This window comes from Corynebacterium tuscaniense DNF00037, assembly GCF_000759055.1.
Taxonomy (GTDB): Bacteria; Actinomycetota; Actinomycetes; order Mycobacteriales; family Mycobacteriaceae; genus Corynebacterium; species Corynebacterium tuscaniense.
Map to the genome: position 1 here is coordinate 1 of NZ_JRNG01000049.1, position 21,703 is coordinate 21,703.

23 protein-coding genes and 4 tRNA genes are annotated in these 21,703 nt (G+C 60.0%); 10 read left to right on the plus strand and 17 right to left on the minus strand.

Annotation, left to right across the window (positions count from 1 at the left end; all coding sequences use genetic code 11):
* Positions 1-226: 226 nt before the first annotated feature.
* The 4 genes from HMPREF2129_RS09325 to bcp all read right to left on the minus strand — a co-directional run bounded on the left by HMPREF2129_RS09325 (position 227) and on the right by bcp (position 1,861).
* Complete coding sequence (locus tag HMPREF2129_RS09325; RefSeq protein WP_052093099.1) at positions 227-616, minus strand: DUF3817 domain-containing protein; 390 nt, start codon at positions 614-616, stop codon at positions 227-229.
* Positions 617-681: 65 nt separating this feature from the next.
* Positions 682-1,134: a hypothetical protein gene (locus HMPREF2129_RS09330; protein WP_052093100.1), complete on the minus strand. Its 453-nt coding sequence runs from the start codon at positions 1,132-1,134 to the stop codon at positions 682-684.
* A 64-nt stretch (positions 1,135-1,198) separates the two neighbouring features.
* Positions 1,199-1,280, minus strand: a tRNA-Leu gene (locus HMPREF2129_RS09335).
* 104 nt (positions 1,281-1,384) lie between these two features.
* Positions 1,385-1,861, minus strand: coding sequence for a thioredoxin-dependent thiol peroxidase (bcp, locus tag HMPREF2129_RS09340; protein ID WP_034665899.1), 477 nt, complete (start codon positions 1,859-1,861; stop codon positions 1,385-1,387).
* A gap of 110 nt (positions 1,862-1,971) precedes the next feature.
* Between bcp and HMPREF2129_RS09345 the strand changes: the two genes are divergently transcribed.
* Positions 1,972-2,250, plus strand: a complete 279-nt coding sequence (locus tag HMPREF2129_RS09345) for a DUF3618 domain-containing protein (protein WP_034665901.1) — start codon at positions 1,972-1,974, stop codon at positions 2,248-2,250.
* A 49-nt stretch (positions 2,251-2,299) separates the two neighbouring features.
* Here the strand turns inward: HMPREF2129_RS09345 and HMPREF2129_RS09350 are convergent, their stop codons facing one another.
* The 3 genes from HMPREF2129_RS09350 to HMPREF2129_RS09360 form a co-directional block, all read right to left on the minus strand.
* Positions 2,300-2,872 (minus strand): isochorismatase family protein, encoded by a 573-nt coding sequence (locus tag HMPREF2129_RS09350; protein WP_034665903.1) that lies wholly within the window; start codon positions 2,870-2,872, stop codon positions 2,300-2,302.
* 11 nt (positions 2,873-2,883) lie between these two features.
* A complete protein-coding gene (locus HMPREF2129_RS09355) occupies positions 2,884-3,516 on the minus strand; it encodes an LOG family protein (RefSeq protein WP_084576783.1) in 633 nt (210 codons plus the stop codon).
* A gap of 84 nt (positions 3,517-3,600) precedes the next feature.
* Positions 3,601-3,673, minus strand: a tRNA-Lys gene (locus tag HMPREF2129_RS09360).
* Between the two features lie 306 nt (positions 3,674-3,979).
* Between HMPREF2129_RS09360 and HMPREF2129_RS09365 the strand changes: the two genes are divergently transcribed.
* Positions 3,980-5,173 (plus strand): L,D-transpeptidase, encoded by a 1,194-nt coding sequence (locus tag HMPREF2129_RS09365; protein WP_034665905.1) that lies wholly within the window; start codon positions 3,980-3,982, stop codon positions 5,171-5,173.
* A gap of 77 nt (positions 5,174-5,250) precedes the next feature.
* Here the strand turns inward: HMPREF2129_RS09365 and HMPREF2129_RS09370 are convergent.
* The 6 genes from HMPREF2129_RS09370 to HMPREF2129_RS09395 all read right to left on the minus strand — a co-directional run bounded on the left by HMPREF2129_RS09370 (position 5,251) and on the right by HMPREF2129_RS09395 (position 7,851).
* Positions 5,251-5,323 (minus strand) — tRNA-His (locus HMPREF2129_RS09370).
* Positions 5,324-5,371: 48 nt separating this feature from the next.
* A complete protein-coding gene (orn, locus tag HMPREF2129_RS09375; protein ID WP_034665908.1) occupies positions 5,372-6,004 on the minus strand; it encodes an oligoribonuclease in 633 nt (210 codons plus the stop codon).
* 10 nt (positions 6,005-6,014) lie between these two features.
* A complete protein-coding gene (gene cmrA / locus HMPREF2129_RS09380; protein ID WP_034665910.1) occupies positions 6,015-6,815 on the minus strand; it encodes a mycolate reductase in 801 nt (266 codons plus the stop codon).
* Between the two features lie 10 nt (positions 6,816-6,825).
* Positions 6,826-7,053, minus strand: coding sequence for a helix-turn-helix domain-containing protein (locus HMPREF2129_RS09385; protein WP_034665913.1), 228 nt, complete (start codon positions 7,051-7,053; stop codon positions 6,826-6,828).
* Positions 7,040-7,618: a DUF2975 domain-containing protein gene (locus HMPREF2129_RS09390; protein WP_052093102.1), complete on the minus strand. Its 579-nt coding sequence runs from the start codon at positions 7,616-7,618 to the stop codon at positions 7,040-7,042. The genes HMPREF2129_RS09385 and HMPREF2129_RS09390 overlap by 14 nt, the downstream gene beginning before the upstream one ends.
* A gap of 159 nt (positions 7,619-7,777) precedes the next feature.
* A tRNA-Arg gene (locus HMPREF2129_RS09395) sits at positions 7,778-7,851 on the minus strand.
* Positions 7,852-7,945: 94 nt separating this feature from the next.
* Between HMPREF2129_RS09395 and HMPREF2129_RS09400 the strand changes: the two genes are divergently transcribed.
* The 5 genes from HMPREF2129_RS09400 (at position 7,946) to HMPREF2129_RS09420 (ending at position 13,665) form a co-directional block, all read left to right on the plus strand.
* On the plus strand, positions 7,946-9,934 hold the full coding sequence (locus HMPREF2129_RS09400; RefSeq protein ID WP_034665915.1) for a cytochrome c oxidase assembly protein: 1,989 nt from the start codon (positions 7,946-7,948) through the stop codon (positions 9,932-9,934).
* 217 nt (positions 9,935-10,151) lie between these two features.
* Positions 10,152-10,778, plus strand: a complete 627-nt coding sequence (locus HMPREF2129_RS10700; RefSeq protein ID WP_052093103.1) for a single-stranded DNA-binding protein — start codon at positions 10,152-10,154, stop codon at positions 10,776-10,778.
* A gap of 141 nt (positions 10,779-10,919) precedes the next feature.
* Entirely contained in the window at positions 10,920-12,590 is a 1,671-nt protein-coding gene (ettA, locus tag HMPREF2129_RS09410; RefSeq protein ID WP_034665917.1) for an energy-dependent translational throttle protein EttA, read from the plus strand.
* A gap of 26 nt (positions 12,591-12,616) precedes the next feature.
* Positions 12,617-13,027, plus strand: a complete 411-nt coding sequence (locus tag HMPREF2129_RS09415) for an acyl-CoA thioesterase (protein WP_034665919.1) — start codon at positions 12,617-12,619, stop codon at positions 13,025-13,027.
* Positions 13,027-13,665 carry a hypothetical protein gene (locus tag HMPREF2129_RS09420; RefSeq protein ID WP_034665921.1) on the plus strand — a complete coding sequence of 213 codons (639 nt, stop codon included), beginning with the start codon at positions 13,027-13,029 and terminating at the stop codon, positions 13,663-13,665. Before HMPREF2129_RS09415 ends, HMPREF2129_RS09420 begins: the two co-directional genes overlap by 1 nt.
* A 62-nt stretch (positions 13,666-13,727) precedes the next feature.
* On the opposite strand, the gene HMPREF2129_RS09425 is transcribed toward HMPREF2129_RS09420, so the two are convergent.
* Genes HMPREF2129_RS09425 through HMPREF2129_RS09435 form a run of 3 tightly spaced genes read right to left on the minus strand, consistent with a single transcriptional unit; the run spans position 13,728 to position 16,739 of the window.
* A complete protein-coding gene (locus HMPREF2129_RS09425; RefSeq protein WP_034665924.1) occupies positions 13,728-15,065 on the minus strand; it encodes a D-arabinono-1,4-lactone oxidase in 1,338 nt (445 codons plus the stop codon).
* The gene (locus HMPREF2129_RS09430) at positions 15,062-16,276 is read right to left on the minus strand and encodes an alanine racemase (protein WP_034665944.1); all 1,215 of its coding nucleotides are present in this window, start codon (positions 16,274-16,276) and stop codon (positions 15,062-15,064) included. The genes HMPREF2129_RS09425 and HMPREF2129_RS09430 overlap by 4 nt, the downstream gene beginning before the upstream one ends.
* Before the next feature lie 52 nt (positions 16,277-16,328).
* Positions 16,329-16,739, minus strand: coding sequence for a globin (locus tag HMPREF2129_RS09435; protein WP_084576785.1), 411 nt, complete (start codon positions 16,737-16,739; stop codon positions 16,329-16,331).
* 119 nt (positions 16,740-16,858) lie between these two features.
* Here HMPREF2129_RS09435 and HMPREF2129_RS09440 point away from each other — a divergent pair, with 119 nt between their 5' ends.
* Positions 16,859-18,067, plus strand: coding sequence for a cystathionine gamma-synthase (locus tag HMPREF2129_RS09440; RefSeq protein WP_034665926.1), 1,209 nt, complete (start codon positions 16,859-16,861; stop codon positions 18,065-18,067).
* Here HMPREF2129_RS09440 and pepN read toward each other — a convergent pair.
* Positions 18,064-20,475, minus strand: a complete 2,412-nt coding sequence (gene pepN, locus HMPREF2129_RS09445; protein WP_034665928.1) for an aminopeptidase N — start codon at positions 20,473-20,475, stop codon at positions 18,064-18,066. The two genes, HMPREF2129_RS09440 and pepN, sit on opposite strands and share 4 nt — an antisense overlap.
* A gap of 24 nt (positions 20,476-20,499) precedes the next feature.
* Here pepN and HMPREF2129_RS09450 point away from each other — a divergent pair, with 24 nt between their 5' ends.
* Together HMPREF2129_RS09450 and HMPREF2129_RS09455 are read left to right on the plus strand one after the other, a co-directional pair.
* Entirely contained in the window at positions 20,500-21,114 is a 615-nt protein-coding gene (locus tag HMPREF2129_RS09450) for a mycothiol-dependent nitroreductase Rv2466c family protein (RefSeq protein WP_034665931.1), read from the plus strand.
* A 63-nt stretch (positions 21,115-21,177) separates the two neighbouring features.
* Positions 21,178-21,666 carry a ribose-5-phosphate isomerase gene (locus HMPREF2129_RS09455; protein WP_034665933.1) on the plus strand — a complete coding sequence of 163 codons (489 nt, stop codon included), beginning with the start codon at positions 21,178-21,180 and terminating at the stop codon, positions 21,664-21,666.
* The last annotated feature ends 37 nt before the right edge of the window (positions 21,667-21,703 follow it).

The window sequence follows — 21,703 nt, forward strand, 5'->3', positions numbered from 1 at the left end:
CTTTCGCCATGCCTAAAAACAGGCCGTGAGGTCCTGGTCTCGGCATCAGTGGGATTGTCTAACGCGATCAGGCAGCGGGGGCAGGTCTAAGCTTGCGGGGCATGAACTGTTGACGTTCTTTCAGGTCAGCCATTGGAAACAAGCCAATCTCGAATGTGTTTGACCTTTACCCCTAAAGTTGCGCCGTAGGGGCAAGTATCTTTCCAGAAGGTGCTTTTAGCGTCCCCTAGTTTTCGTTGAGAGCGAATTCCTGTGTCACTTCCTGGCGGCGCCAGTGTTCCACGAAGAAGGAGAGGAAAGGAACCACACCCGCCAGGGCCGTGACCAACCAGGTTTTGGTGGACCAGCGGGCCTTCATTCCCAAGTTCAGAGTGGCCAGGAGGAACAAGGCGTACACCCAGCCGTGGGCGATAGCCACCCAGTTCAGGCTAGAAACGTCCATGTGGAGGATGTACTCCATGATCATGCGTGCGCACAGCAGGAGCAGCATGACACCGGTGACCCACGCCGCAATGGCAAACAGTGTCAACGCGGTTTTCACACGACGCTTGCGTTCGGGGTGAATGCGCGGGACCGAAGCGTCTGGGTTGGCAGGGGTCGTCGGGGAAGTGCTCATCGTTCCATGTCCTTTACTGTTGTTCACTGCGTCTCAGGGGTTCTTAGGGGTTCGTGGAAGACGTCTTAGAAGGAGTCTTCGGTGTGGCGGCGCCGGCGGGGGGTGTTTAGCTCATTGAACTCCTCTACATTCAATTCGCTCCGGTGCAGGAGGAAGTCTTCGCTGATCTCTGTCATAGCTGGCGCGGCGTCCGGATCGCCGAACGCGGCAGCATCCGCCTCATAGAGCGCATCCATGGTCTTACCGGCGTTCTCGGCATCGATTTTCTCGTTCTCCATCTTCATCCCGGCGCGGTAGATGTAGACGAGGAACAGGCCAAACATTGGCCATTGCAGCGCGTAGCCTAAGTTTTGTAGTGATCCGGTGCCGGAGGTGTAGCGCGACCACTGCCAACTGGCCAACAAGATGCTCACCGCCACAGCCACAACAAGTAGGATCACGTGCCATGCGCGCACCCGCAAACGCTTGCGTTGGGGAGGTTGCTCAGTCGGGTTGTCCTGATTGTCTTGGTCGCTCACAACCCAAACTCTATCAATCAAACTGTTGAGGCCCCAAGGTCCGGAGATGGGGCAAGGGGGTTTGTGCGCCCGGTGAGACTTGAACTCACACGCCTTACGGCACTGGAACCTAAATCCAGCGCGTCTGCCAATTCCGCCACGGGCGCGCGTCCGCGCTGTAATGCACTGTATCTATCGGCCTTGGCGCGGAGCGGTTCACAGTGTACAGGGCGCCGCCCTGTGAGAAAAACGGGTGTGGGGTGTCGGCTGTTTAGCTCAGGTCGAGGTCACGCAGGAGGCGTCCTACGTGGCCGGTGGCCTTAACGTTGTATTGGGCGGATTCAATCGTGCCGTCCGCGCCGACGAGGAAGGTTGACCGGATGACGCCCTGGACGATTTTGCCGTAGTTCTTCTTTTCGCCGAAGGCACCGTAAGCCGTCATGACTTCCTTGGACTCGTCGGAGAGTAGCTCGATGGTCAGGTCATGGTCAGCGCGGAACTTCGCCAGTTTCTCCGGAGTGTCTGGGCTGATGCCCACTACTGCCACGGAGGCGTCTTCAAACTCTGAGAGGTTTTCGGAGAAGTCGCATGCCTCTCGGGTGCAGCCTGGGGTGTTAGCGCGCGGGTAGAAGTACACGATGACGCGCTTACCTGCGTAGTCAGACAGGGAGACGTTTTCTCCCTTGTCGTTGGGGAGGGTGAAGGCGGGGGCGGCGTCACCGATGTTCAAACGATTCTGTTCAGTCATATTCGCCACTGTACTGGTGCTGTACTTGCCTGAACTGATACTGCGTCACGATTCTTCGGTACAGTACTGTGGGAACGAGATAGAAGAACAAACCTTTAGGGGAGTTGGAAGTGGCACGCGATATTAACGATATTCAGCGCGAGATTGAGCGCACCCGCGTTAACCTGGCCAGCACGATCGATGAGATCGCTGACCGCACCCGTCCGGAGAGCTTGGCTAACAATGCTAAGGCGCAGGTGAGTGGCAAGCTGAAGGACGACAAGGTTCAGAAGGTGCTCGCTGGTGTCGCCGTTGCTGTTGTGTTGCTTGTTGCCTTGAAGTCTTCGAGCAACCGCAAGAAGAAGAAGGACCTCAAGGAGCTGCAGCGTCTGCTCGCTGAGCGCAACTAGAGCTCAAGAGATATATGCGCGCCCCGGGTTTGAGGGGCACGCTGTTGTTTTAGGCAACGGTTGCGCCGGATTCGCGCAACTCATCCAAGGCTGCACGGCCTCGCTCTTCACTCACGGGGGAGCAATATTTGCTGAGCACGCGGACGTCGAAACCTTCGCTCAGCCCATCAAGTGCAGTTGCGCGTACGCAGTGATCTGTCGCGATGCCCACGATGTCGATGTGTGTCACGTCGCGTTCATTGAGCCATTGCGCAAGAAGCACATCATCGCTTGCCGACGCCCCCTCGAACCCGCTATACGCCGCCTCATACCGCCCTTTACGGAAGTACTCTTCGATGAGGGCTGCGGCTGATTCCTTCGCAAGCGGGGCGCGCATGGCAGCGCCTTCTGAATCCGCAACGCAGTGAACGGGCCACGTGTCCACGAAATCGGGGGTGTCAGAAAAGTGCGTGCCCGGATCGATGTGCCAATCCTGGGTGGCCACAATGTGGTCATAATCCTTGGCCTTGGTGGCTAGGAGCTGGGCAATGCTTTCTGCCACTACGTCCCCACGATCGGTGGCGAGAGAACCGCCGGGGCAGAAATCATTCTGAACATCAACAATGACAAGAGCCTTAGTCATACCCAGTAACCCTACTCACACCGCGTGCTTCTCAGCGTCTTGTGGGCTGGAGGGGTCCACCGGGGGCGCTGCGGACGCCACTGTGCCAGAAGATCCAACAGCTCATCAGGATCATCCGCCACAACGAGGCTGTCGCGGTCCTCTTGGCGGACAAAACCATGGCACACCATGTGGTCAACCATCTGAATCAACGGCTGCCAAAACTCAGCCCCTAACAGGCCAATAGGTTTGGTGTGGAGGCCGAGTTGTTGGTTGGTCCATTCGTCGAAAAGCTCATCGAGCGTGCCAGTACCCCCAGGGAGCGCAACGAAAGCATCACACCGCTGACCCATGAGGGCCTTGCGTTGCGCGAGAGTATCCACGAACACGAGCTCGGTGAGACCCGTATGCGCAATTTCATGCGCAGCAAGATGCTCCGGGATGATACCCACCGTCGCGCCACCTGCCTCAATCGCACCCTGGGCGACAGCCCCCATCAAACCCAACCGGCTACCGCCATACACAAGCGTGATGCCACGCCGCGCAAGCGCCACCCCAAAATCCCTGGCCAGAGTGTTCATCCCGGGCACAGTTGCCTCCCGTGCTCCTGCAAAAACAGTCACGGCATGGATGGGGGTAGACGTCCTTTTTGGGGTGGTGCTCATACCGCTTAACCCTAGTCTGGCCGGCAGAAATACGGATACGAAAGACGAGGCCAAGCACCGGGGGTGCTATGACCTCGTCGTCTGTGCGCCATCAGGGACTCGAACCCCGAACCCACTGATTAAGAGTCAGTTGCTCTGCCAGTTGAGCTAATGGCGCTTTGCCTTGAAAGGCAACGAAAGAAAAATATAGCACCACACATCCGATAGGTGAAATCGCCTGGTTGGAGGGGTGTTATGGGGGTTGGAAAACAATCCGATAACGACTTAGTGGATGTGGAGGTTTCGAGTAGGACAATCCTGAGATTGGCATTAAGGTTACGGGCAGAATAGTCGCTCATCCGCCCTGTTGATCATGCAGTCTCTTTGAGGGGAAACATGTAACTAACCAGGCAATATATGCGATTGATAAAGGTGAAGTCCGATAGCAGTATCGGGGCGCGGCAGAAAGTTAATTGGTTGGAACATGTCCTGTAAGCCGGTGTGGTTGGTGTCGAACATCCGTCGTGTTGTTGCCACGAGTGTGGCAGCAGTGCTCGTGGGTACTGCGTTAGTGGGTTGCGCCCTGGACCGTAGTGACGCGGCTACCGAGGTTGAAGAGGGGGCTGTCAAAGACACCCCGGGTACCATCTCCGTGAAAGATGGCGCGACTGAAGTGGAGCCCGGAATCCCGGTGACGGTGAAGACACCAGCGGGCCTGCGCAGCGTCACCATCACGAATGAGTCCGGCAAGGAAGTGGAAGCTTCCTTCAATAGTGACCACACCGAGTGGACGACGGCAGAGCCACTGGGCTACGGCAGGACCTACACGGTGAAAGCCATGACGAAGCAGGGAACAGCGACGATTGCTAGTTTCACCACGGTCACCCCGAATCTGCAGATGGCTGGCTCTGTCAGCCCGGTTGAAGGATCTGAAGTTGGTGTAGCCCAAGCCGTGGTCTTCTACTTCGATGTGTCACCGCAGGACCGTCAGGCAGTGCAAGACGCAATCACGATTGAGACATCCAATAAAACAGTGGGTGGCTTCTACTGGCTTGAGGCGAACAAACTCATCTGGCGCCCCAAGGAGTACTGGAAGCCGGGCACGAAGGTCACTGTGAAAGCCGACCTGTACGGCAAAGACTTTGGCAATGGCATCTATGGCCAGCAGGACGCGGAAACGAGTTTCACCATTGGTGATGCGGTCCTCACTGAGGTGGACAACAGTACAAAAACCCTGACGGTGTACCGCAACGGCGAAAAGATCAAATCTTTCAACATCGCACTGGGACGCGACGGCAGCTATGACACCCCGAATGGCACCTACGTGGTGGGGGATCGCCATGACAGCCTGGTGATGGATTCACGCTCCTACGGTTTGAGCCTGGAATCTGGTGGCTACGTCACACCCGTGAACTACGCCACCCAGCTGTCCTGGTCCGGCATCTACGTTCACTCCGCCCCATGGGCAACGTGGGCGCTGGGACAGACCAACGTGTCCCACGGCTGTATCAACGCCACGCCGACAGACGCTAAGTGGTACATGGATACCGTCAAACGCGGAGACCCAGTGAAGATTGTGAACACTAAGGGCAGCACACTGCCGGGCACGGATGGCTTGGGCTACTGGAATATTGACTGGGAGACGATCAAGGCCGGCAACGCCGACACGTCTTCCTAGTTTTCGGCCCGCTCGGGGCATGAGCAGGGCCCTGCGCCGATCCCAATCGCGGGATGGCGCAGGGCCTTGACATTCGGGGTGGCTGACGGGGCTCGAACCCGCGACACCCAGGATCACAACCTGGTGCTCTACCAGCTGAACTACAGCCACCATCGCTGTTTGCGCAGCGGAAACTTACTCTAGTTCACTTAGTCTGAATTACAAAAACTGCTGGTAGCGCCCCGTGGCTTCCTGGGCGCATGTTGCTGCTTTGTCGGTGTCGGGGCCGGGCGTGTTAGTGAAAACGGAGCGGCGGTAGTAGTCGAGTTCGCGGACGGATTCCACGATGTCGGCGAGCGCACGGTGGGACAAGTTTTTGTCGGGCTGGTTGTAGTACGTGTCGGGGAACCAGCGGCGGGTGAGCTCCTTGATGGTGGACACGTCGATCATGCGGTAGTGCAGGCGTTCGTCCAGGCGCGGCATGTATGCACGGATGAAGGAGCGGTCCGTGGCAATGGAGTTGCCGGCAAGTGGTGGGCGGATTCCAGTGCAATGCTTCTCGACGAGCTCCAGAACCGCCGCTTCCGCCTCCTCCACCGTGATCGTGGAAGCCTTGATGTGTTCGGTGAGGCCCGAGGTTTCGTGCATGTTGGTGACAAAGTCATCCATTTTTGCGAGCTCCTCATCGCTGGCGTGGACAACGAGGTCAATGCCCTCATCGAGGATGTTGAGGTCCGCATCCGTGACCAGGGCTGCAACTTCCACGATCACGTGGCGTTGCGGTTCTAGTCCGGTCATTTCAAGGTCGATCCAAACAATGCGGTTATCTTTAGCAGCGAGTGCTTCATTCATGGGCACAACGCTATCCCATTTTTGCGTAGAACCAGCCCATGACGGGGGCAAGCACGCCACGCGGGGCGAAGGACGAGATGAAGTCCATGGCTTTGGACAGTGGGCCTGGGGTGATCCGGCGGCGGTTCTTCATCATTGCGGTGATGGTTTCGGCGGAGCAGGACTCATAGGTGGTCCAGAGGAAGTCGGGGACGACTTTGTCCACGATGGATTGTTCTGCTTCAGGCACTACGGCATCGCGCACCGGACCCGGAGCGAGGAGGGTGCAGTGCACGCCGGTCTTCTTCAGTTCGTAGTGCAGTGCCTCGGTGAAAGCGTTCACGCCAGCCTTGGTGAATACGTAGGTGGCGTTATTCGGAATGGGCACGTTGCCGGCGGCGGAACCGACGTTGCACAGTGCGCCCTCACCGCGCGGCACCATCTGGTCCAGTACAGCTTTGGTGATGCGGAAGACGGCGGTGGCGTTGAGGTTGAACTGGTTCGTCTCATAGTCCCAGTCTTGTTCCATGAAGGGGCCGAAGGAGGCGATGCCGGCGGAGTTGACGCAGATGGAGACCCGGTAGGCGTCGATAAGCTGAAGGAGCTTGTCCACGTCTTCGGTGACGGAGAGATCATGCGCGGCAACGATGACTTCCACGCCGTGTGCCTGCTCGAGCTCGGCGGCGAGTGCTTCGAGCACGTCCTTTCGCCTTGCGACGACGATCAGGTTATACCCAGCTTTGGCAAAATCACGCGCCATCGCCTCGCCGATGCCTTGGCTGGCGCCGGTGATGAGGGCGTAGGAGTCGTGGGACGGTGAAGGAAAACTCATGCCTGCGAGCCTACTTCACCGAGAAGACATCCCCCGGCTGACAGTCAAGAGCCTGGCAGATCGCGGCGAGGGTGCTAAAGCGGACGGCCTTCGCGCGGTTGTTTTTCAGGACGGAGAGGTTGACGGGTGTGATGCCCACCAGTTCGGCAAGTGCCGCGCCGGTGATGCCGCGCGCAGCCATGAGCTCGTCGAGGTGGCACACCACCCGTGGTTCATTGGTGGGGTTAGACAAGTCCATCAACATCCTCTTCGAGTTTCGCGCCACGGCGCAGGATCCTGGCCAGTGCGCTGAGAACGAAGATGAGGAGCAGGGCCGGGGCGAGCTCAGAAAGTGGGGTGCCGGTTCCCGGGTCGCCCCACCAGTCAACGCCGAGCTGAGCTGCGGCCCAGTTATTGGCCATGCCTTCCAAGCCCAATCGGGCAACGAAGAAGACAGCGATGCTGATCCCTGCCGCGTTGAGACGCCGCGCGTTCTTTTCGGTAAATACCTGCTCTTTTGCCATGTCGGTGAAGCTGTTTGTCACGAGGAACACGGCGCAGAGAAGTGAGAAGAATTTGAGACCAAGGGCAACAGCGAACATGGTCTGCGGGCCGGAAGACAGATCAGCGAAGTGCAGGCCGCCCTCGATGGCGGGGGAGAGGCGACTGGAAATCGTCCCATCCGTTGCCAGCGCGATGATTTCTGGTAGCAACCACACGAGCGCGATGGCGACGGCAACAGCGTCAAACCGAGAGATATCTGTGCGGTCACGGCCCTTTGGTGGGCGGGGTTCGGGGTTCGGGGTTGGGGTGGACGTGTTCATGACGACGATCCTTTCTTATCGATATTCGATGTTGTCGTTAATCGATAATATCGCTAATCGATATGCTGTCAAGGGGGTGGGCATAAAAAATCCGCCCACGGATGGGGCGGATGGTGTGAAACATGGGTGAAAACACTGCCTGACCAGCAGAAAAATTTGCGCCCCCAGCAGGATTCGAACCCGCGACCAGCCGGGTAGAAACCGGATGCTCTAATCCACTGAGCTATGGAGGCTTGGTGTTTATCATCGTAACGCACGCTGGGGGAGGGGTTGGTGGGTGGTAGGGGGAGTCGCTCATAAGCAATTGCAACTTGTACGCTTTAACGCATGTCCTTGAGTGTTTCAGCGCGCGTGGCTTGGCCGATCTACCTGGTGTTGGTGCTTATCAGTGCGTTGGTGGCGGGAACCCTGTCTTTTGTGTTTCTCGGTGATTCGCTGGCAGCGTTGGGCATTCCGGATCCGGGGCCGTTGACCACGGTGGGCTTGCCGATGATGCGCGCGGCGGCATGGGTCTTGGCGGCGTTGGCAACGGGTTCCTTTATGTTTTCTGCTTTCCTCATTCCGCCTGATCAGAAGGATTTGCACGGCGCGAGCCTCACGGTGGACGGGCACATCGCGGGTCGCACGGGTGCGTGGGCGAGTGCTGGCGTGGCGCTCATTGGGTTGTTCATGATTCCGCTGGTGCTTTCGGATGTTTCCGGTACACCGCTTACTGACGTGCTGTTTAGTCCTGAAATGTGGGCAATGGCTCTGGACCGCGTGGCGGATGCGAAGATTTGGCTGCTCGTCGCGCTTTTTGCTGCGGCAGTGGCAGTGTACGGCTTGCTGGCTGGCAGCTGGTCATCGCAGGTAGCGCTATTGCTCGGCAGCCTGGCCACCATCATGCCGTTAGGTATGTCCGGTCACTCCGCGGCGGGCGGTAACCATGATTACGGCACAAACTCTTTCCTCTGGCACCTCGTGTTCATGCTCGTCTGGGTGGGGGGTCTGCTCGCGCTCATTGCGCATGGTCGCAGGCTCGGGCCCCACATGCCGCAAGCTGTCGCGCGGTATTCGCGCATCGCGCTGTTCGCCTACTTTGCGGTGGCCATTTCGGGTGTGATCAATGCGCTCATCAGAGTGCGTATCGACGATCTTTTGGCCACCGCCTACGGTGCCACCGTCCTAGCTAAAGCCGTCGGGTTGGTGGTGTTGGGGCTACTTGGTTTCGCACACCGCGAACTGACTATCCCGCACTTGCAGGAACGGCCTGAGCTTTTCCGTCGTATAGCGCTGGTGGAGGCAGTGGTCATGGCCGCTGTCACCGGCGTGGCTGTATCGATGGGTCGCACCCCGCCACCTACTCCGGTGGTGACGGACTTGACCCAGATGCAGGTGAAGATGGGCTACAACCTCTACGAGGCACCGACGTTTACCAACGTGTGGACGATCTGGCGCCCAGAGGTGCTGTTCTCCGTCATCGCAATTCTGCTGGCCGTGTATTACCTGCACTTGTTGCGCCGTGTGAGCGGGTGGGAAAGATCCCGCACGGCGTGGTGGCTCGCGGGCTGCGCGACGATCGCAGTGACCATGTCTTCCGGCCTGGGCATGTACATGCCGGCTGCGTTTTCTGTCCACATGGTCGTGCACATGATTTTGTCCATGGGCGCGCCCGTCTTCTTGGCGCTGGGTGCACCGTTGACCCTGATCAAACGTGCCTACCCGGAGGATGAATTCGGGCCACACGCATGGGTCAAGGCTTTTGAGGAATCTCAGCTTGTCCGCGTGCTCACCTTCCCGCCGGTGTCCACGGTGCAGTTCCTTGTTGTCTTCTACGTGCTGTACGTCTACCCGGCCTTCTATCAGGTGGCGGTGTCTGAACATGCCGGACATGTGCTCATGAACGCCGCATTTCTGGTGTCCGGTTATTTCTACTTCTGGGAACTCATCGGCCCAGACCGCATTCCAAACAGGAAGCCAACGCCAGTTCGTTTTGCTTGGTTTGTCTTCTCTATGCCCGTCCACCTTTTCATGGGCGTGTACCTCATGCAGTTGAATTTGGTTTTGGGGGAAACTTTTTACGAAAATCTTGCTCTTCCATGGAACCCTGACTTTTTGCGCGACCAAAAAGTCGGCGCCGGCATCGGCTGGGCCGCCGGAAGTTTCCCCATGGCGGTGGTGTTCCTCTACCTCGCCGTCGGCTGGTTGCGTGAGGATCGTGCTGAGGCGAAGGCCCGTGACCTGCGCGAAGAGGAAAACGATGATGAGGAGTGGCGCGCTTACAACGAGCTGCTAGCGCAGTACTCGCAGGGGCACGGGGGTCGGCCACGCCAGTAGTTGGTGTGGCATTTCGGGCGCTTTGCTCTCGTGTAAATCGGGCGCCTAGTAGGGGTCAGCCTGTGGAATCTTTTTTGGGTTATCCACAGGTTTTTTGGGCTGAATTCGCGCGATTTGCGTTGTTGAGGAAGCGTTGGTGGTGCCCCTCTTCCCGGATGCGGGAGCGGGGCGAAAAGTACACGCAACACCACAACAACATTTCTGAAAGGACACTGTAATGACGTATCTACCCATCACACTGTCGGGCAACCTCATTGAAGATCCGGTGAGCATGGTTTTTAACACCGGTTCCTTCCTCACCCGTCTGCGCCTCGCCTCCAGCCGTCGTGTGCGCACGGACAGCGTGGATACCAGTGGCAACAACATGTGGGCGGACACCGACATCCTCTACATCGATGTTGAGTGCTGGGGGCAGCTAGCCGTGAACACAAACGCTTCTTTGCGGAAGGGCATGCCTATCATCGTCTCGGGCCGTCTCGTTTCCGAAAAGTGGACGGACAAAGAGAACGTGACCCGCTACAAGCACATCATCAAAGCCAACCAAATCGCTCTGGAGTTGAGCCGCCACCAAGTAGCTTCCCGTAGCACCGCGTCTCAGGAGCACACACCGGATGGCATCGACAAGGTGAAACTCCTCACCGCAGAGGAGTTCGGTAGAAAGCACGGCGTGACCGTGACACAGAATTCCAAGGAGGCAGAGGGTGTCCAGGAGGACTCCGGGGAAAGCCAGCCAGAACAGGCTGGGCAGTCTGTTCAGCCGTCCGGTAACCAGGCACGTGACGGCGTGATCAGCGGGCGACAGGGCTTGAATCAGGAAAGGCCGCGGCCGGCGATGGCCGGGTGATGGCGCACCGCCGCCGGGTGACAAGCGGGGTGGTACCGAGGTGAGACGGGGCCGCCCAGCTTGTCACCGGGGTGATGTACCCTTTGAGGTGGTTTTTAAACTTCCACCACAACGCATGAAATGCGAGAGAAGGGGACGCTAGTGGCTGAGTTCATCTACACGATGAAAAACGTTCGCAGGGCCGTCGGTGAAAAAGTCATTCTGGACAATGCCACCATGGCCTTTTACCCCGGCGCCAAGATTGGTGTCGTTGGCCCGAACGGTGCAGGTAAGTCCTCCTTGCTGAAGATCATGGCTGGCATTGATCAGCCGAATAACGGTGAGGCTTTCCTGGATCCCGGTGCCACTGTGGGCATCCTGCTGCAGGAGCCGCCGTTGAATGAGGAAAAGACGGTTCGGGAGAACGTCGAAGAGGGCTTGGGAGAGATCTTTGAAAAGAAGCAGCGCTTCGAGGAGATCGCTGCTGAGATGGCAACCAACTACTCCGATGAGCTCATGGAGGAAATGGGCAAACTGCAGGAGGAGCTGGATGCTGCGGACGCATGGGAGGTGGACTCCAAGATTGAGCAGGCGATGGAGGCACTGCGCTGCCCGCCGTCTGATGCGCCGGTGACCAACCTTTCCGGTGGTGAGCGCCGCCGCGTTGCCCTGGCCAAGCTGCTTTTGTCTGAGCCGGATTTGTTGCTACTTGACGAGCCGACGAACCACCTCGATGCCGAGAGCGTTTTGTGGCTGGAGAAGCACCTGCAGTCTTACCCGGGTGCGGTGCTGGCGATTACGCACGACCGCTACTTCCTGGACAACGTCGCTGAGTGGATCTGTGAGGTTGATCGCGGCAAGCTCTACCCGTATGAAGGTAACTACTCCACCTACCTGGAGAAGAAAGCTGAGCGCCTTGAGGTTGCTGGTAAGAAGGACCAGAAGCTGCAGAAGCGTCTGAAGAGCGAGCTCGAGTGGGTGCGTTCTTCGCCGAAGGCACGTCAGGCGAAAAACAAGGCTCGTCTGGAGCGTTACGAGGAGATGGCAGCCGAGGCGGAGCAGTACAAGAAGCTCGACTTTGAAGAGATTCAGATTCCTACCCCGCCGCGCCTGGGCAACAAGGTCGTCGAGGTGAAGAACCTGAACAAGGGTTTCGATGGTCGCACGCTGATCAAGGACCTCACCTTCACCCTGCCGCGCAACGGCATCGTGGGTGTGATTGGCCCGAACGGTGTGGGTAAGTCCACCCTCTTCAAAACCATTGTTGGTTTTGAAGAGCCGGACTCGGGCACGGTGGAGATCGGCGATACCGTGAAGATCTCCTACGTTGACCAGAACCGCGAGAACATCGACCCGGAGCAGACCGTGTGGGAGGTTGTCTCCGACGGGCTGGATTACATCCACGTTGGCCAGAACGAAATGCCGTCGCGCGCATACCTGTCTGCCTTCGGTTTCAAGGGTCCAGACCAGCAGAAGCCGTCGAAGGTTCTCTCCGGTGGTGAGCGCAACCGTCTGAACTTGGCGCTGACACTCAAGCAGGGTGGCAACCTGATCCTTCTCGATGAGCCGACGAACGACCTCGATGTGGAAACCCTGGGTTCCCTTGAAAACGCGCTGCAGAAGTTCCCTGGCTGTGCTGTGGTGATTTCGCACGACCGCTGGTTCCTGGACCGCACCTGTACCCACATCCTCGCGTGGGAGGGCAACGTCGAAGAGGGCAAGTGGTTCTGGTTCGAGGGTAACTTCGGTGACTATGAGGCCAACAAGGTTGAACGCCTCGGTGAGGAAGCAGCCAAGCCGTCTCGCGTCACCCACCGTAAGCTCACCCGCTAAAGATCTGTGAAGAAAGGACATTCACTATGAGCAACCTTCTTTCAGATACCCAGGTCATTCCGCTGCGTTGGAACGACTATGACCGGTACGGGCACCTGAACAACTGCAAGTTCGTGGACATCTCGCAGGAAGCGCGTATTGCTTTCATGCAGCAGAATTTCGCGGACCAAGAGCAGGAGTTCGGTGTGTTTGTCCGCCACGTTGAGGTGGACTACCTCCGCCCAGTGATGCCAGACACCAAGCAGGTCACAGTGGATACCACTGTGACGGAGATTGGGAACACTTCTTTCAAAACCACGCAGGATTTGAAGGACCGCCACGGAAATGTGTGCGGTGTGGTCAAGACAGTGCTGGTGGCTGTGGATCTTTCCACTGCAGCGCCGCGTGAGATCACGCAGCAGGAGCGTGGGATTCTCACCTCGGGTACGGGCGAGTAATCATCGAAAAGCTCGCAATCAGCGCGGGAGCATCAGGGCTGAAGGCCCTCACCTCCCGCGCATTGTCGTTGGATGAGGACGCCTCAGTGCGTATCGACGATCGCGGGGACGGCTCCCTCGACATCTTTGTCACCACCCCCTTCGACTGTTTAGCTGCGCGCCGGGTGAGAGGAACGGTGTCCCGAGACAAAGCGGTCGTGGCCCTGAAAGATCTTGATACTGCTCTTGCAGCCGAGCGCACCGAGATCGGTCCTGCCCGTGACTCGCGCTGGCCCGGCGCCCTCCCCCCAGCCGAAGGATTTGTGGAGCGCGACGTTGTCCCCGTCGCTGTTGTGCGTGATCTGGCTGATCAGGGGCGCCGTTTGGCCCGTCAGTTTTCCGGACCACTGGGCCCGCCGCGGTCCTTGCTGAACCAGACGGTGCTGACCGTGGACGCCGACCAAGAAACCGGGGAGAGCACCGTGAACGTGCCTATGCGCATGATTTTCACGTGCACGTCCTTGGGCTTTATCCCCGGTCCTGGTGCCCCTGCGGAACTGCCGCGTCACCTGCGGATTGCCACGGCTGGCAGGTGGGTGCGCATGGACGCACCTTTCGGCAGCGTGTATCACTCCACGGCACTTAACCTGCTGTTCTAGAAGCCGTTTAGCCTTTAACTTTCCCTCTTCTTACCCAATTATTCTTACGCAGCTTTTCGGCGCTAGCCGAAAAGCTGCGTCAGGTGCGGGGACCCGAATGTGCGGGTGGGGTCCATGGTTTCGCGGAGGGTGCAGAATTCGTCGAAACGTGGGTAGGCCTGTGCGAAGAATTCCCGGCCGCGGGTGTGCATTTTGCCCCAATGGGGTCGGCCGCCGGCAGCGATGAAGATGGGCTCGATGTGGGGGAAGTAGTCGTGCGGGTTCATCGCGCGGGGGACGTGGAAGGCGATGTACATCGATTCACGCCCGTTAGCGGTGGACAGCGCCACATCATCTGCGGCAGTGGAGCGCAGCTCCAACGGGAAGGGGATGAGCCATCCGCGCCGGTCGATTTCTCGGCGGATTTCGCGGACCGTTTCCGGGCCATCGGCGAGAGGCACGGCGAATTCGGTTTCGTGGAAGCGCACGCGGCGCGGGGTGGCAAAGACCTCATGAGCACGGGAGCGGTAGGTGTTGGCCGCCATGGCATCGGTGGCAATGCCGTTGAGGAATGCTGTGGTCTTCGGTGCGATGCGCGCAACCGTGAGTGCGGCGGCGAAAGCACCGTTGCCCACCAGGTCATCCTCAATGAATTGGGTGATGCGGCCGCGCTTCTTCGGCTCACCACCCGGTGCTGGCTCACCCGGAGCCAGGCGGGTGTTGTTCTTGATCATCGCCTTGTCCGTGTGCGGGAACCAGAAGGCCTCGAAGTGATCGACGGCACGAGTGCGTTCATCCCAGCTATCCAAGACATCATCCAAGTTGTCGCTGGTCTCGCGCGCCAGAAGGTCAAAGGCGTCAACGCACTGCATTTCCACCTCGACGATGATGCCCAGAGCACCCACGGAGACAGCGATGAGGCGCAGCAGGTCCGGATCGTCGTCGATGGAGTAGGTGCGGAGGGTCCCGGTGGCGTCGATAAGCGAAAGGCCCGTGACTGTGCCCGCGAACCCGGTCCACTCGATGCCGGTGCCGTGGGTGGATGTGGAGATCGCGCCGGCGACGGACTGGTTATCAATATCGCCCTGGTTGGCCAGCGCGAGGCCGAAAGGCTGCAGGTACTCCGGGACGCGGTACAGGCGCGTGCCGGCGAGGAAACGGACGCGCTTTCTCTCGCGGTCCACGTTGATAATGCCTGCGAGTTTGTCCAGGCTGATCATCGCCTGCGCGCCGGCAGCCACCGGGGTAAAGGAGTGCCCGCCGCCGACCGCGCGCACGCGCTGGCCAGCGGGCAGAGTGCGGATAATGTGCTGCACCTCGGCGATGGTGGCGGGGTAGTAAAAGGCGTCTGGGTTGGTGTTGACGGAGCCAGACCAGTTGCTAAAACGCTGGTTGGTGCGCTTTTCCGGTGTATGTGTCATCGCAGTGTCCACCCTTGTCCGCGGTAGGTGTCCCATGTTTCGGTTGTGCCGTCCGGAAAGACGGCGATGATGTCATCGACGTGCTCGGTCATTTCGCCTGCTTTCGCGTGGCGGAACCACACGGTGTCGCCCACACCCAGACTGCTGGCGGCAGGCCCGTGGAGTGGAGTTTGCACCTCACCCGCGCCTTCAGTGGCGGAGTACCGCAACCCGGCTGGATGCACCGGGACGGGCACGCGATCTGTCGCCGGCGGGCCGGAAGCGATCCATCCGCCCGAATTCACCGTTACCCAGCCAGGCGCCGGGATGCGTGAGACCTGGCAGATGAAAAACGCGGCTGGTTTGTGGTTGATGTCGGCGAAGTGGTCAAAGATGACGGGTGTGTAAAACCCGGAGCCGGCCGCGAGCTCCGTCAGCGTCCCCTCGGCCGCGCTGACATCTAGCGACCCAGTACCGCCACCGTTAACGAACTCCAAGTCTGCGTGCTGGCGGGCCGCAGCAATGCACTCCGCCCGGCGTGGACCGAGCTGGTCCATGGAGGTGGTGCGCAGCCATCGCTTCACCGCGCCGGGAATGCCTGGTTCCGCATCCGCGACGGAGGCCACCTGACCTTCGTAGGCCATGAGCCCCACCAGGGTGAGTTCCTTCCGCGCTGTGATCTGGCGTGCCAGCTCATCGGTTTGTTCCGGTGTGCGGATGGGGGAGCGGCGTGGCCCGATGACTAGGCCGGGCAGGTGCAAAGTGCAGTCCAGGTCAATGGCTACCCGCACGGGGCCCGGGTTGCCGGCGTCCTGCACCGCAAAGCTGATCAGGTCCAGGTGCTCCACGCAGTCCACCATCACGGTGATGGTGCTGCGCAACTGCTCATCGCCAGCCAGCTCCCTCAGCGCCGCCTTGTTCACGGAAGGGTAGGCGACCACGATGTCATCGAAACCCTCGCGGGCAAGATGAATTGCCTCTGGCACGCTGTAGGACAAAATGCCGTGGAAGCCGGGGTGGGACAGTGCCCGGCGTAGGGCAGCCACGCTGCGGAGGGATTTTGATGCCACCCGGATGGGCAACCCTTTGGCGCGCTGCTGCATCTGGGCTGCGTTGAAATCAAAGGCGGCAACGTCCACGGCGGCGCAGGGGGCGGGGGCCACGCCGGCGTCGATAAGCCCGGGCACGACGGCGAGCAAAGTCTGAGACGGGGAAGTCGACGTTGATGGCATGGGGAACATGCTAGTTCCCCAAAACTATCGTGTTGCCGTTTTTGCCGAGGACTTACAGCAGGTTCCGCTGGGTGGGCATGCCCGGGTGTTCGCCCGGCTGGTTGATAGTCATGTAGGCCACGCGCTCCATGTGGTTGACCAGCGCGCCGCGCTGCTCCTCGTTGAGCTCTTCCGCCGTGAACTGGTCCAGCGAGCGATTCATTAGTTCAAGCCAGCGCTCCGCCTCCGCCATTCCGATGGGGTACGGGAGGTGGCGGCGACGCAGCATCGGCGCCCCGCGCTGCTCATTGTAGGTGGTTGGACCGCCCCAGTACTGCGCAAGAAACCAGCGCAGGCGATCCTCGGCTCCGTCCCAATCATCCTCCGGGTACATCGGCCCGATGAGATCATCTTTCCTGACCTGCTGGTAGAAGCCGGAAACTAGGCGCCTGAAGAAGGCGTCTCCACCAAGTGCCTCATACATTGTGTCCACACCGTTCACCTTAGCCGTGAATCTAAATCGACCGCGCCGTCGGCCAAAGTGGACAGCTTGGTCTATTGTGCTTATCGACGTCCCCCCGAAGCCCACCAGGAAAGGACCCCATGGCCGAGCACACTCGTTCAGGTTTCAGCACCGACTCCATCCACGCCGGATACGAGCCGGATTCCCTTTACGGGTCGATCAACACCCCGATCTACGCATCGACGACCTTCGCGCAGGATGACCTGGCAGTGACCCGCAATGGCTACGAGTACACCCGCGTGGGCAACCCGACCATCACGGCGCTGGAGAAGACCGTGGCCGCGCTGGAGAAGGCCGACTACTGCGTCGCCTTCGCCTCCGGCATGGCCGCAGTGGACTCGGTGCTGCGCATCCTGCTCAAGCCGGGCGACCACATCGTCATTGGTAACGACGCCTACGGCGGCACCTACCGCCTCATCCAGCAGATCTTCAGCCAGTGGGGGATTGAGAACACCCCCGTGGACATCACCAACACCGACGAGATTGCCGGCGCCATCCAGGACAACACCAAGGTCATCTGGGTAGAAACCCCGACCAACCCGCTGCTGTCCATCGCCGATATTCAGGCCATCGCTGCCATTAAGGGTGATGCCACCCTTGTGGTGGACAACACCTTTGCCTCCCCCTACCTGCAGAAGCCACTGCTGCTCGGCGCGGATGTGGTACTGCACTCAACCACCAAGTACATCGGTGGCCACTCCGACGTCATCGGCGGTGTGGTGTGTGCGAACCGCCCCGCCGATTCCACTTCCCAGGGCGTCACCGGCGTGACCGCCGCCAGCTTCGATGCCCTCAACGACTTCGAGGACCAGCTCCGCTTCTTCTTTGGCTGGGTCGGTGCTATCCCATCCCCCTTTGATACCTACCTCACTGGCCGCGGCCTGAAGACGCTGAGCGTGCGCATGGACAAGCACTGCGACAATGCCGAGGCCGTGGCCAAGCACCTGAAGGCCTCCGACAAGGTCGCCCGCGTCTACTACCCGGGCCTGGAGGATCACCCAGGCCATGAGATCGCCGCCCGCCAGATGACCCGCTTCGGCGGCATGGTTTCCGTAGCCTTTAACACCGCGGAGCAGGCTAAAACCTTCTGTCGCTCTACCAAGGTGTTCTGCCTAGCGGAGTCCCTCGGCGGCGTGGAGAGCCTGCTCGAGCACCCCGCCACCATGACGCACGTTTCCGTTGCTGGCTCGGCCCTCGAGGTGCCGCCGACGCTCGTGCGCATTTCCGTCGGCATCGAGGATGTTGAGGACCTGATCGCCGATCTCGACCAGGCCCTGGCCAAGCTCTAGGACTGTGCGTCCACCGCGCGGTTCCGCAGTGCGCGGGCCACACGGTCCTGGCCTTCAGAGATGATGCGACGCAGACCAGCAGGAATCTCACCAGCCAGGAATTCATCCGCCTTCGCGATCGCCTCCTCCGAGACATCCCACAGCGGGTACATGCCCTCGAGGGTGCGCTGCGCCATCTCATTGGACAGCCGCTCCCACAGCTGTGGCGCCACGCGGAAGTACTCGTCGGTCAAGCCCTCCAGACCCTCGCGGGTGAAGGTCAGGCCATCCATCAGGTAGCGGGATTCGAGGTTGGTGAGGTCCTCGCTCACCAGCTTGTCCCATGCCCAACGCTTATCGACGCTCGCCTGCGCCCTCAGCCTCGACACCGCCCCCTCCGAGGTAGAGTCCTTTTCCTCCTCGGCAGCTGATACCGGCAACTCTCCCGCCGCAATAAGGTTCGTCAGCGCGAGCCAGCGCGTTTCCTGGTTATCTGAGGTCTCCAGCAGTGTGGTGAAGTAATCCACCGTCTCCTTGTCCGGGGTAAGACGGGCCAGGGCACGGTCGAAGACAACAGCGGGCTCAGCGCCCCGGAAAGCAGTGTTGAGCAGCGCCATGCCCTCGGCGTGCCAGCCGTCAGCAACGTACTGCTTCACTGCCTGGGTGGCCTGCGCGAGCAGACGCTCCTGCACACTCGGGTGAGTCTCCTGGCGGGCAAAGCGTGCCACCAGCTGAACAAACTGACGCGCGGGCAGGAAACCGTCACGAACGGACTCCCACAACGACGACCACACGAGAGTGCGCGCGAGAGAATCCTCAATGTCGCCGAGATGTTCCAAAGCAAAACGCTGGTGCTCCTCGGTCAGGCCCATGAGGCAGTAGGTGAGGTCATCGTCGTTGACCAGCGCGAGGTCGTGCTCCACACCCGCCAGCTCAGGGACCTCGGTGCGCTCACCGGAGACATCCAGTTCGACTTGTTTGGTGCGGGTGACGGAGCCACGGTCAAGCGAATACAGGCCGACACGGACCCGGTGCGTGCGCAACACATCGGACTCTTGCACAACGGCGAAGCTGTCCGCGGAGATCTCCGGGCGCAGACGGGACACGCCGGTGGTGCGCAGCCACTGCTGCGCCCAGTCGGACAGATCGCGCCCCGACGCCTCCTCGAGTGCCCCGAGCAAATCCGCGAACTCCGCATTGGAGTAGGCGTGATTGTCGAAGTGAGTGCGAACCCCAGCGAAGAACTCGTCGTAGCCGACATAAGCCTGAAGCTGCTTGAGCACGCTGGCGCCCTTGGCGTAGGTGATGCCGTCGAAGTTCTGCTCCGCAGTCTCAATATCAGGCGCATCCGCCGCGATCGGGTGCGTAGACGGCAACTGGTCCTGGTTATAAGCCCATGCTTTTTCCACCGCGGCAAACGTGGTCCACGCCTCCGGGTACTCGCCGATGCCCACCTGGGCTGTCGCGGCGGACCACGTGGCAAACGACTCGTTGAGCCAAAGATCATCCCACCACTTCATGGTGACCAGGTCGCCGAACCACATGTGGGCCATCTCGTGGAGGATCGTGTCGTTGCGGCGCTCAAGACGGTAAGGAGTCGGCTCGGACGTGAAAACGTACTCGTCCCGGTAGGTCACCGCACCGACGTGCTCCATCGCGCCCATGTTGTACTCAGGGCAGAAAATCTGGTCGTACTTGTCGCCGAACGGATAGGTGCGACCGAATTTCTCATGGTAGAAATCGAATCCGTCCTTCGTCTGCTTGAACAGGCGCTCCGAATCCATATGCGGAATGAGGCTCGCGCGGGCGTACAGGCCAAGCTCGATCGTCCGCTCCTTGCCGTTATCTGTACAGGTGTACGTGTCAGAAACACGCTCGAACTCACCAGCGCACACGCAAATGAGATAGGTCGACAGCGGGTAGTCGAGCTTCGTCCGGGTCGTGGCCGTGCCGTCGCCGTTGTCGGTGCGCACCACCGCCTCGTTGAGCACCACCACGTAGCGCTTCGGCGCGGTCACCGCAATCTCATAGGTCGCCTTGAGGTCGGGCTGGTCAAAGCACGCGAAAGTACGCATGGCCATCGCCGGCTCGAACTGGGTGTACAGGTAGTCCTTGCCGTCAGCCGGGTCCGTGAACTTGTGCAGGCCCTCGCCCGTGCGGGAGTACGTGTGGGTTGCCTCGACGATCAGTTCGTGGGGGCCGGGCGAAAGCGTGAGATTTCGCTCGTCGATAAGCGTGCCGTCGAGCGTTGCCTCGAAGCTATCCGCAATGAGGTCAAAGAACGTCTCACCCGCTTTCGATTCAAACGTCACCTTCGTGCGGGACGTGAATGTGTCCGCGCCCGTAATGTCGAGGTCAACGGTGTAGTGCACGTTGCTGATGAGCTCCGCGCGGTGCTGTGCGTCAGATCGAAACAGATTTGCCTTCATGCGTTCCAACGTACCCTTGGGGCCATGACTCAAAAAGTAACCTTCTGGTTCGACGTATCCTGCCCGTTCTGCTGGCTCACCTCCCGCTGGGTCAAGGAAGTAGAAAAAGTCCGCGACATCAGCGTCGACTGGGTGCCCATGTCGCTCTCCGTGCTTAACGACGGCCGCGACCTCCCCACCGACTACGCCTCCAAGATGGAAGCCAACTGGGGTCCCGCCCGCGTCTTCGCCAAAGTGAAAGCCGAAGCACCTGAGAAGATCGACGAGCTCTACACCGCCATGGGCACCCTCATCCACCCCGGCGGCGAAAGCGGCAAGCAGGGCTACGGCGCCTACGATGCCGTGATCGCCCAGGCCCTTGAACAGGTCGGCCTGGACGCCTCCTTTGCTTCTGTAGCCAACTCGGACTCCTTCGATGCTCAGCTCCGCACCTACCACCAGTCCGCCATGGACGAAGTCGGCGACGAGGTAGGCACCCCCGTCATCAAACTCGGCGACAATGCCTTCTTCGGTCCCGTGATCACCCGCGTGCCTACCGGTGAAGAAGCCGGCGAGCTCTTCGACCACGCCATCGGCCTCGCCTCTTACCCCTACTTCTTCGAGCTCAAGCGCTCCCGCACTGAGGACCCGCAGGTCTAACCAGATTGAGCCTAGCCTGCTCTTGCCTGCTCTTGCCGTTGGATTTCCCGTAGGCTAGGCACCATGCGTATTTACCTTGGAGCAGACCACGCCGGATTTGAGCGGAAAAACCAGATCGCAGAGCACCTCAAGGCCAAGGGCTTTGAGGTCATCGACTGCGGTGCACACGAGTACGACGCCGCCGACGACTACCCAGCTTTCTGCATCGCCGCAGCTGAGAAGACCGTCGCCGACCCGGAGTCCCTCGGCCTCGTCCTCGGCGGTTCCGGCAACGGTGAGCAGATCGCCGCGAACAAGGTGAAGGGCGCACGCTGCGCTCTCGCCTGGTCGGTTGAGACCGCGCAGCTCGCCCGCGAGCACAACAACGCCCAGCTCATCGGCATTGGTGGGCGCATGCACTCGCTGGAGGAGACCCTCGCCATCGTCGACGCTTTCGTCGGCATTGGCCCTGACCACCAGGTGGAGGAGCGCCACCAGCGCCGCATCGACATCCTCACCCGCTACGAGGAGACCGGCGAGACCGAAGAAATCCCGGCACCGAAGACGCTCTAGATTCCTTCTGGCCTTCGCCTGTTTGTGCAGCCCGCTC

What these genes read in the sequence shown, in the direction of transcription:
- HMPREF2129_RS09325 (WP_052093099.1), bottom strand. Translation starts at nt 616, where the DNA reads ATGAGCACTTCCCCGACGACCCCTGCCAACCCAGACGCTTCGGTCCCG.
- bcp (WP_034665899.1), bottom strand. Translation starts at nt 1,861, where the DNA reads ATGACTGAACAGAATCGTTTGAACATCGGTGACGCCGCCCCCGCCTTC.
- HMPREF2129_RS09350 (WP_034665903.1), bottom strand. Translation starts at nt 2,872, where the DNA reads ATGACTAAGGCTCTTGTCATTGTTGATGTTCAGAATGATTTCTGCCCC.
- HMPREF2129_RS09355 (WP_084576783.1), bottom strand. Translation starts at nt 3,516, where the DNA reads ATGAGCACCACCCCAAAAAGGACGTCTACCCCCATCCATGCCGTGACT.
- HMPREF2129_RS09365 (WP_034665905.1), top strand. Translation starts at nt 3,980, where the DNA reads ATGTCCTGTAAGCCGGTGTGGTTGGTGTCGAACATCCGTCGTGTTGTT.
- orn (WP_034665908.1), bottom strand. Translation starts at nt 6,004, where the DNA reads ATGAATGAAGCACTCGCTGCTAAAGATAACCGCATTGTTTGGATCGAC.
- cmrA (WP_034665910.1), bottom strand. Translation starts at nt 6,815, where the DNA reads ATGAGTTTTCCTTCACCGTCCCACGACTCCTACGCCCTCATCACCGGC.
- HMPREF2129_RS09385 (WP_034665913.1), bottom strand. Translation starts at nt 7,053, where the DNA reads ATGGACTTGTCTAACCCCACCAATGAACCACGGGTGGTGTGCCACCTC.
- HMPREF2129_RS09390 (WP_052093102.1), bottom strand. Translation starts at nt 7,618, where the DNA reads ATGAACACGTCCACCCCAACCCCGAACCCCGAACCCCGCCCACCAAAG.
- HMPREF2129_RS09400 (WP_034665915.1), top strand. Translation starts at nt 7,946, where the DNA reads ATGTCCTTGAGTGTTTCAGCGCGCGTGGCTTGGCCGATCTACCTGGTG.
- HMPREF2129_RS10700 (WP_052093103.1), top strand. Translation starts at nt 10,152, where the DNA reads ATGACGTATCTACCCATCACACTGTCGGGCAACCTCATTGAAGATCCG.
- HMPREF2129_RS09415 (WP_034665919.1), top strand. Translation starts at nt 12,617, where the DNA reads ATGAGCAACCTTCTTTCAGATACCCAGGTCATTCCGCTGCGTTGGAAC.
- HMPREF2129_RS09425 (WP_034665924.1), bottom strand. Translation starts at nt 15,065, where the DNA reads ATGACACATACACCGGAAAAGCGCACCAACCAGCGTTTTAGCAACTGG.
- HMPREF2129_RS09430 (WP_034665944.1), bottom strand. Translation starts at nt 16,276, where the DNA reads ATGCCATCAACGTCGACTTCCCCGTCTCAGACTTTGCTCGCCGTCGTG.
- HMPREF2129_RS09435 (WP_084576785.1), bottom strand. Translation starts at nt 16,739, where the DNA reads ATGTATGAGGCACTTGGTGGAGACGCCTTCTTCAGGCGCCTAGTTTCC.
- HMPREF2129_RS09440 (WP_034665926.1), top strand. Translation starts at nt 16,859, where the DNA reads ATGGCCGAGCACACTCGTTCAGGTTTCAGCACCGACTCCATCCACGCC.
- pepN (WP_034665928.1), bottom strand. Translation starts at nt 20,475, where the DNA reads ATGAAGGCAAATCTGTTTCGATCTGACGCACAGCACCGCGCGGAGCTC.
- HMPREF2129_RS09450 (WP_034665931.1), top strand. Translation starts at nt 20,500, where the DNA reads ATGACTCAAAAAGTAACCTTCTGGTTCGACGTATCCTGCCCGTTCTGC.
- HMPREF2129_RS09455 (WP_034665933.1), top strand. Translation starts at nt 21,178, where the DNA reads ATGCGTATTTACCTTGGAGCAGACCACGCCGGATTTGAGCGGAAAAAC.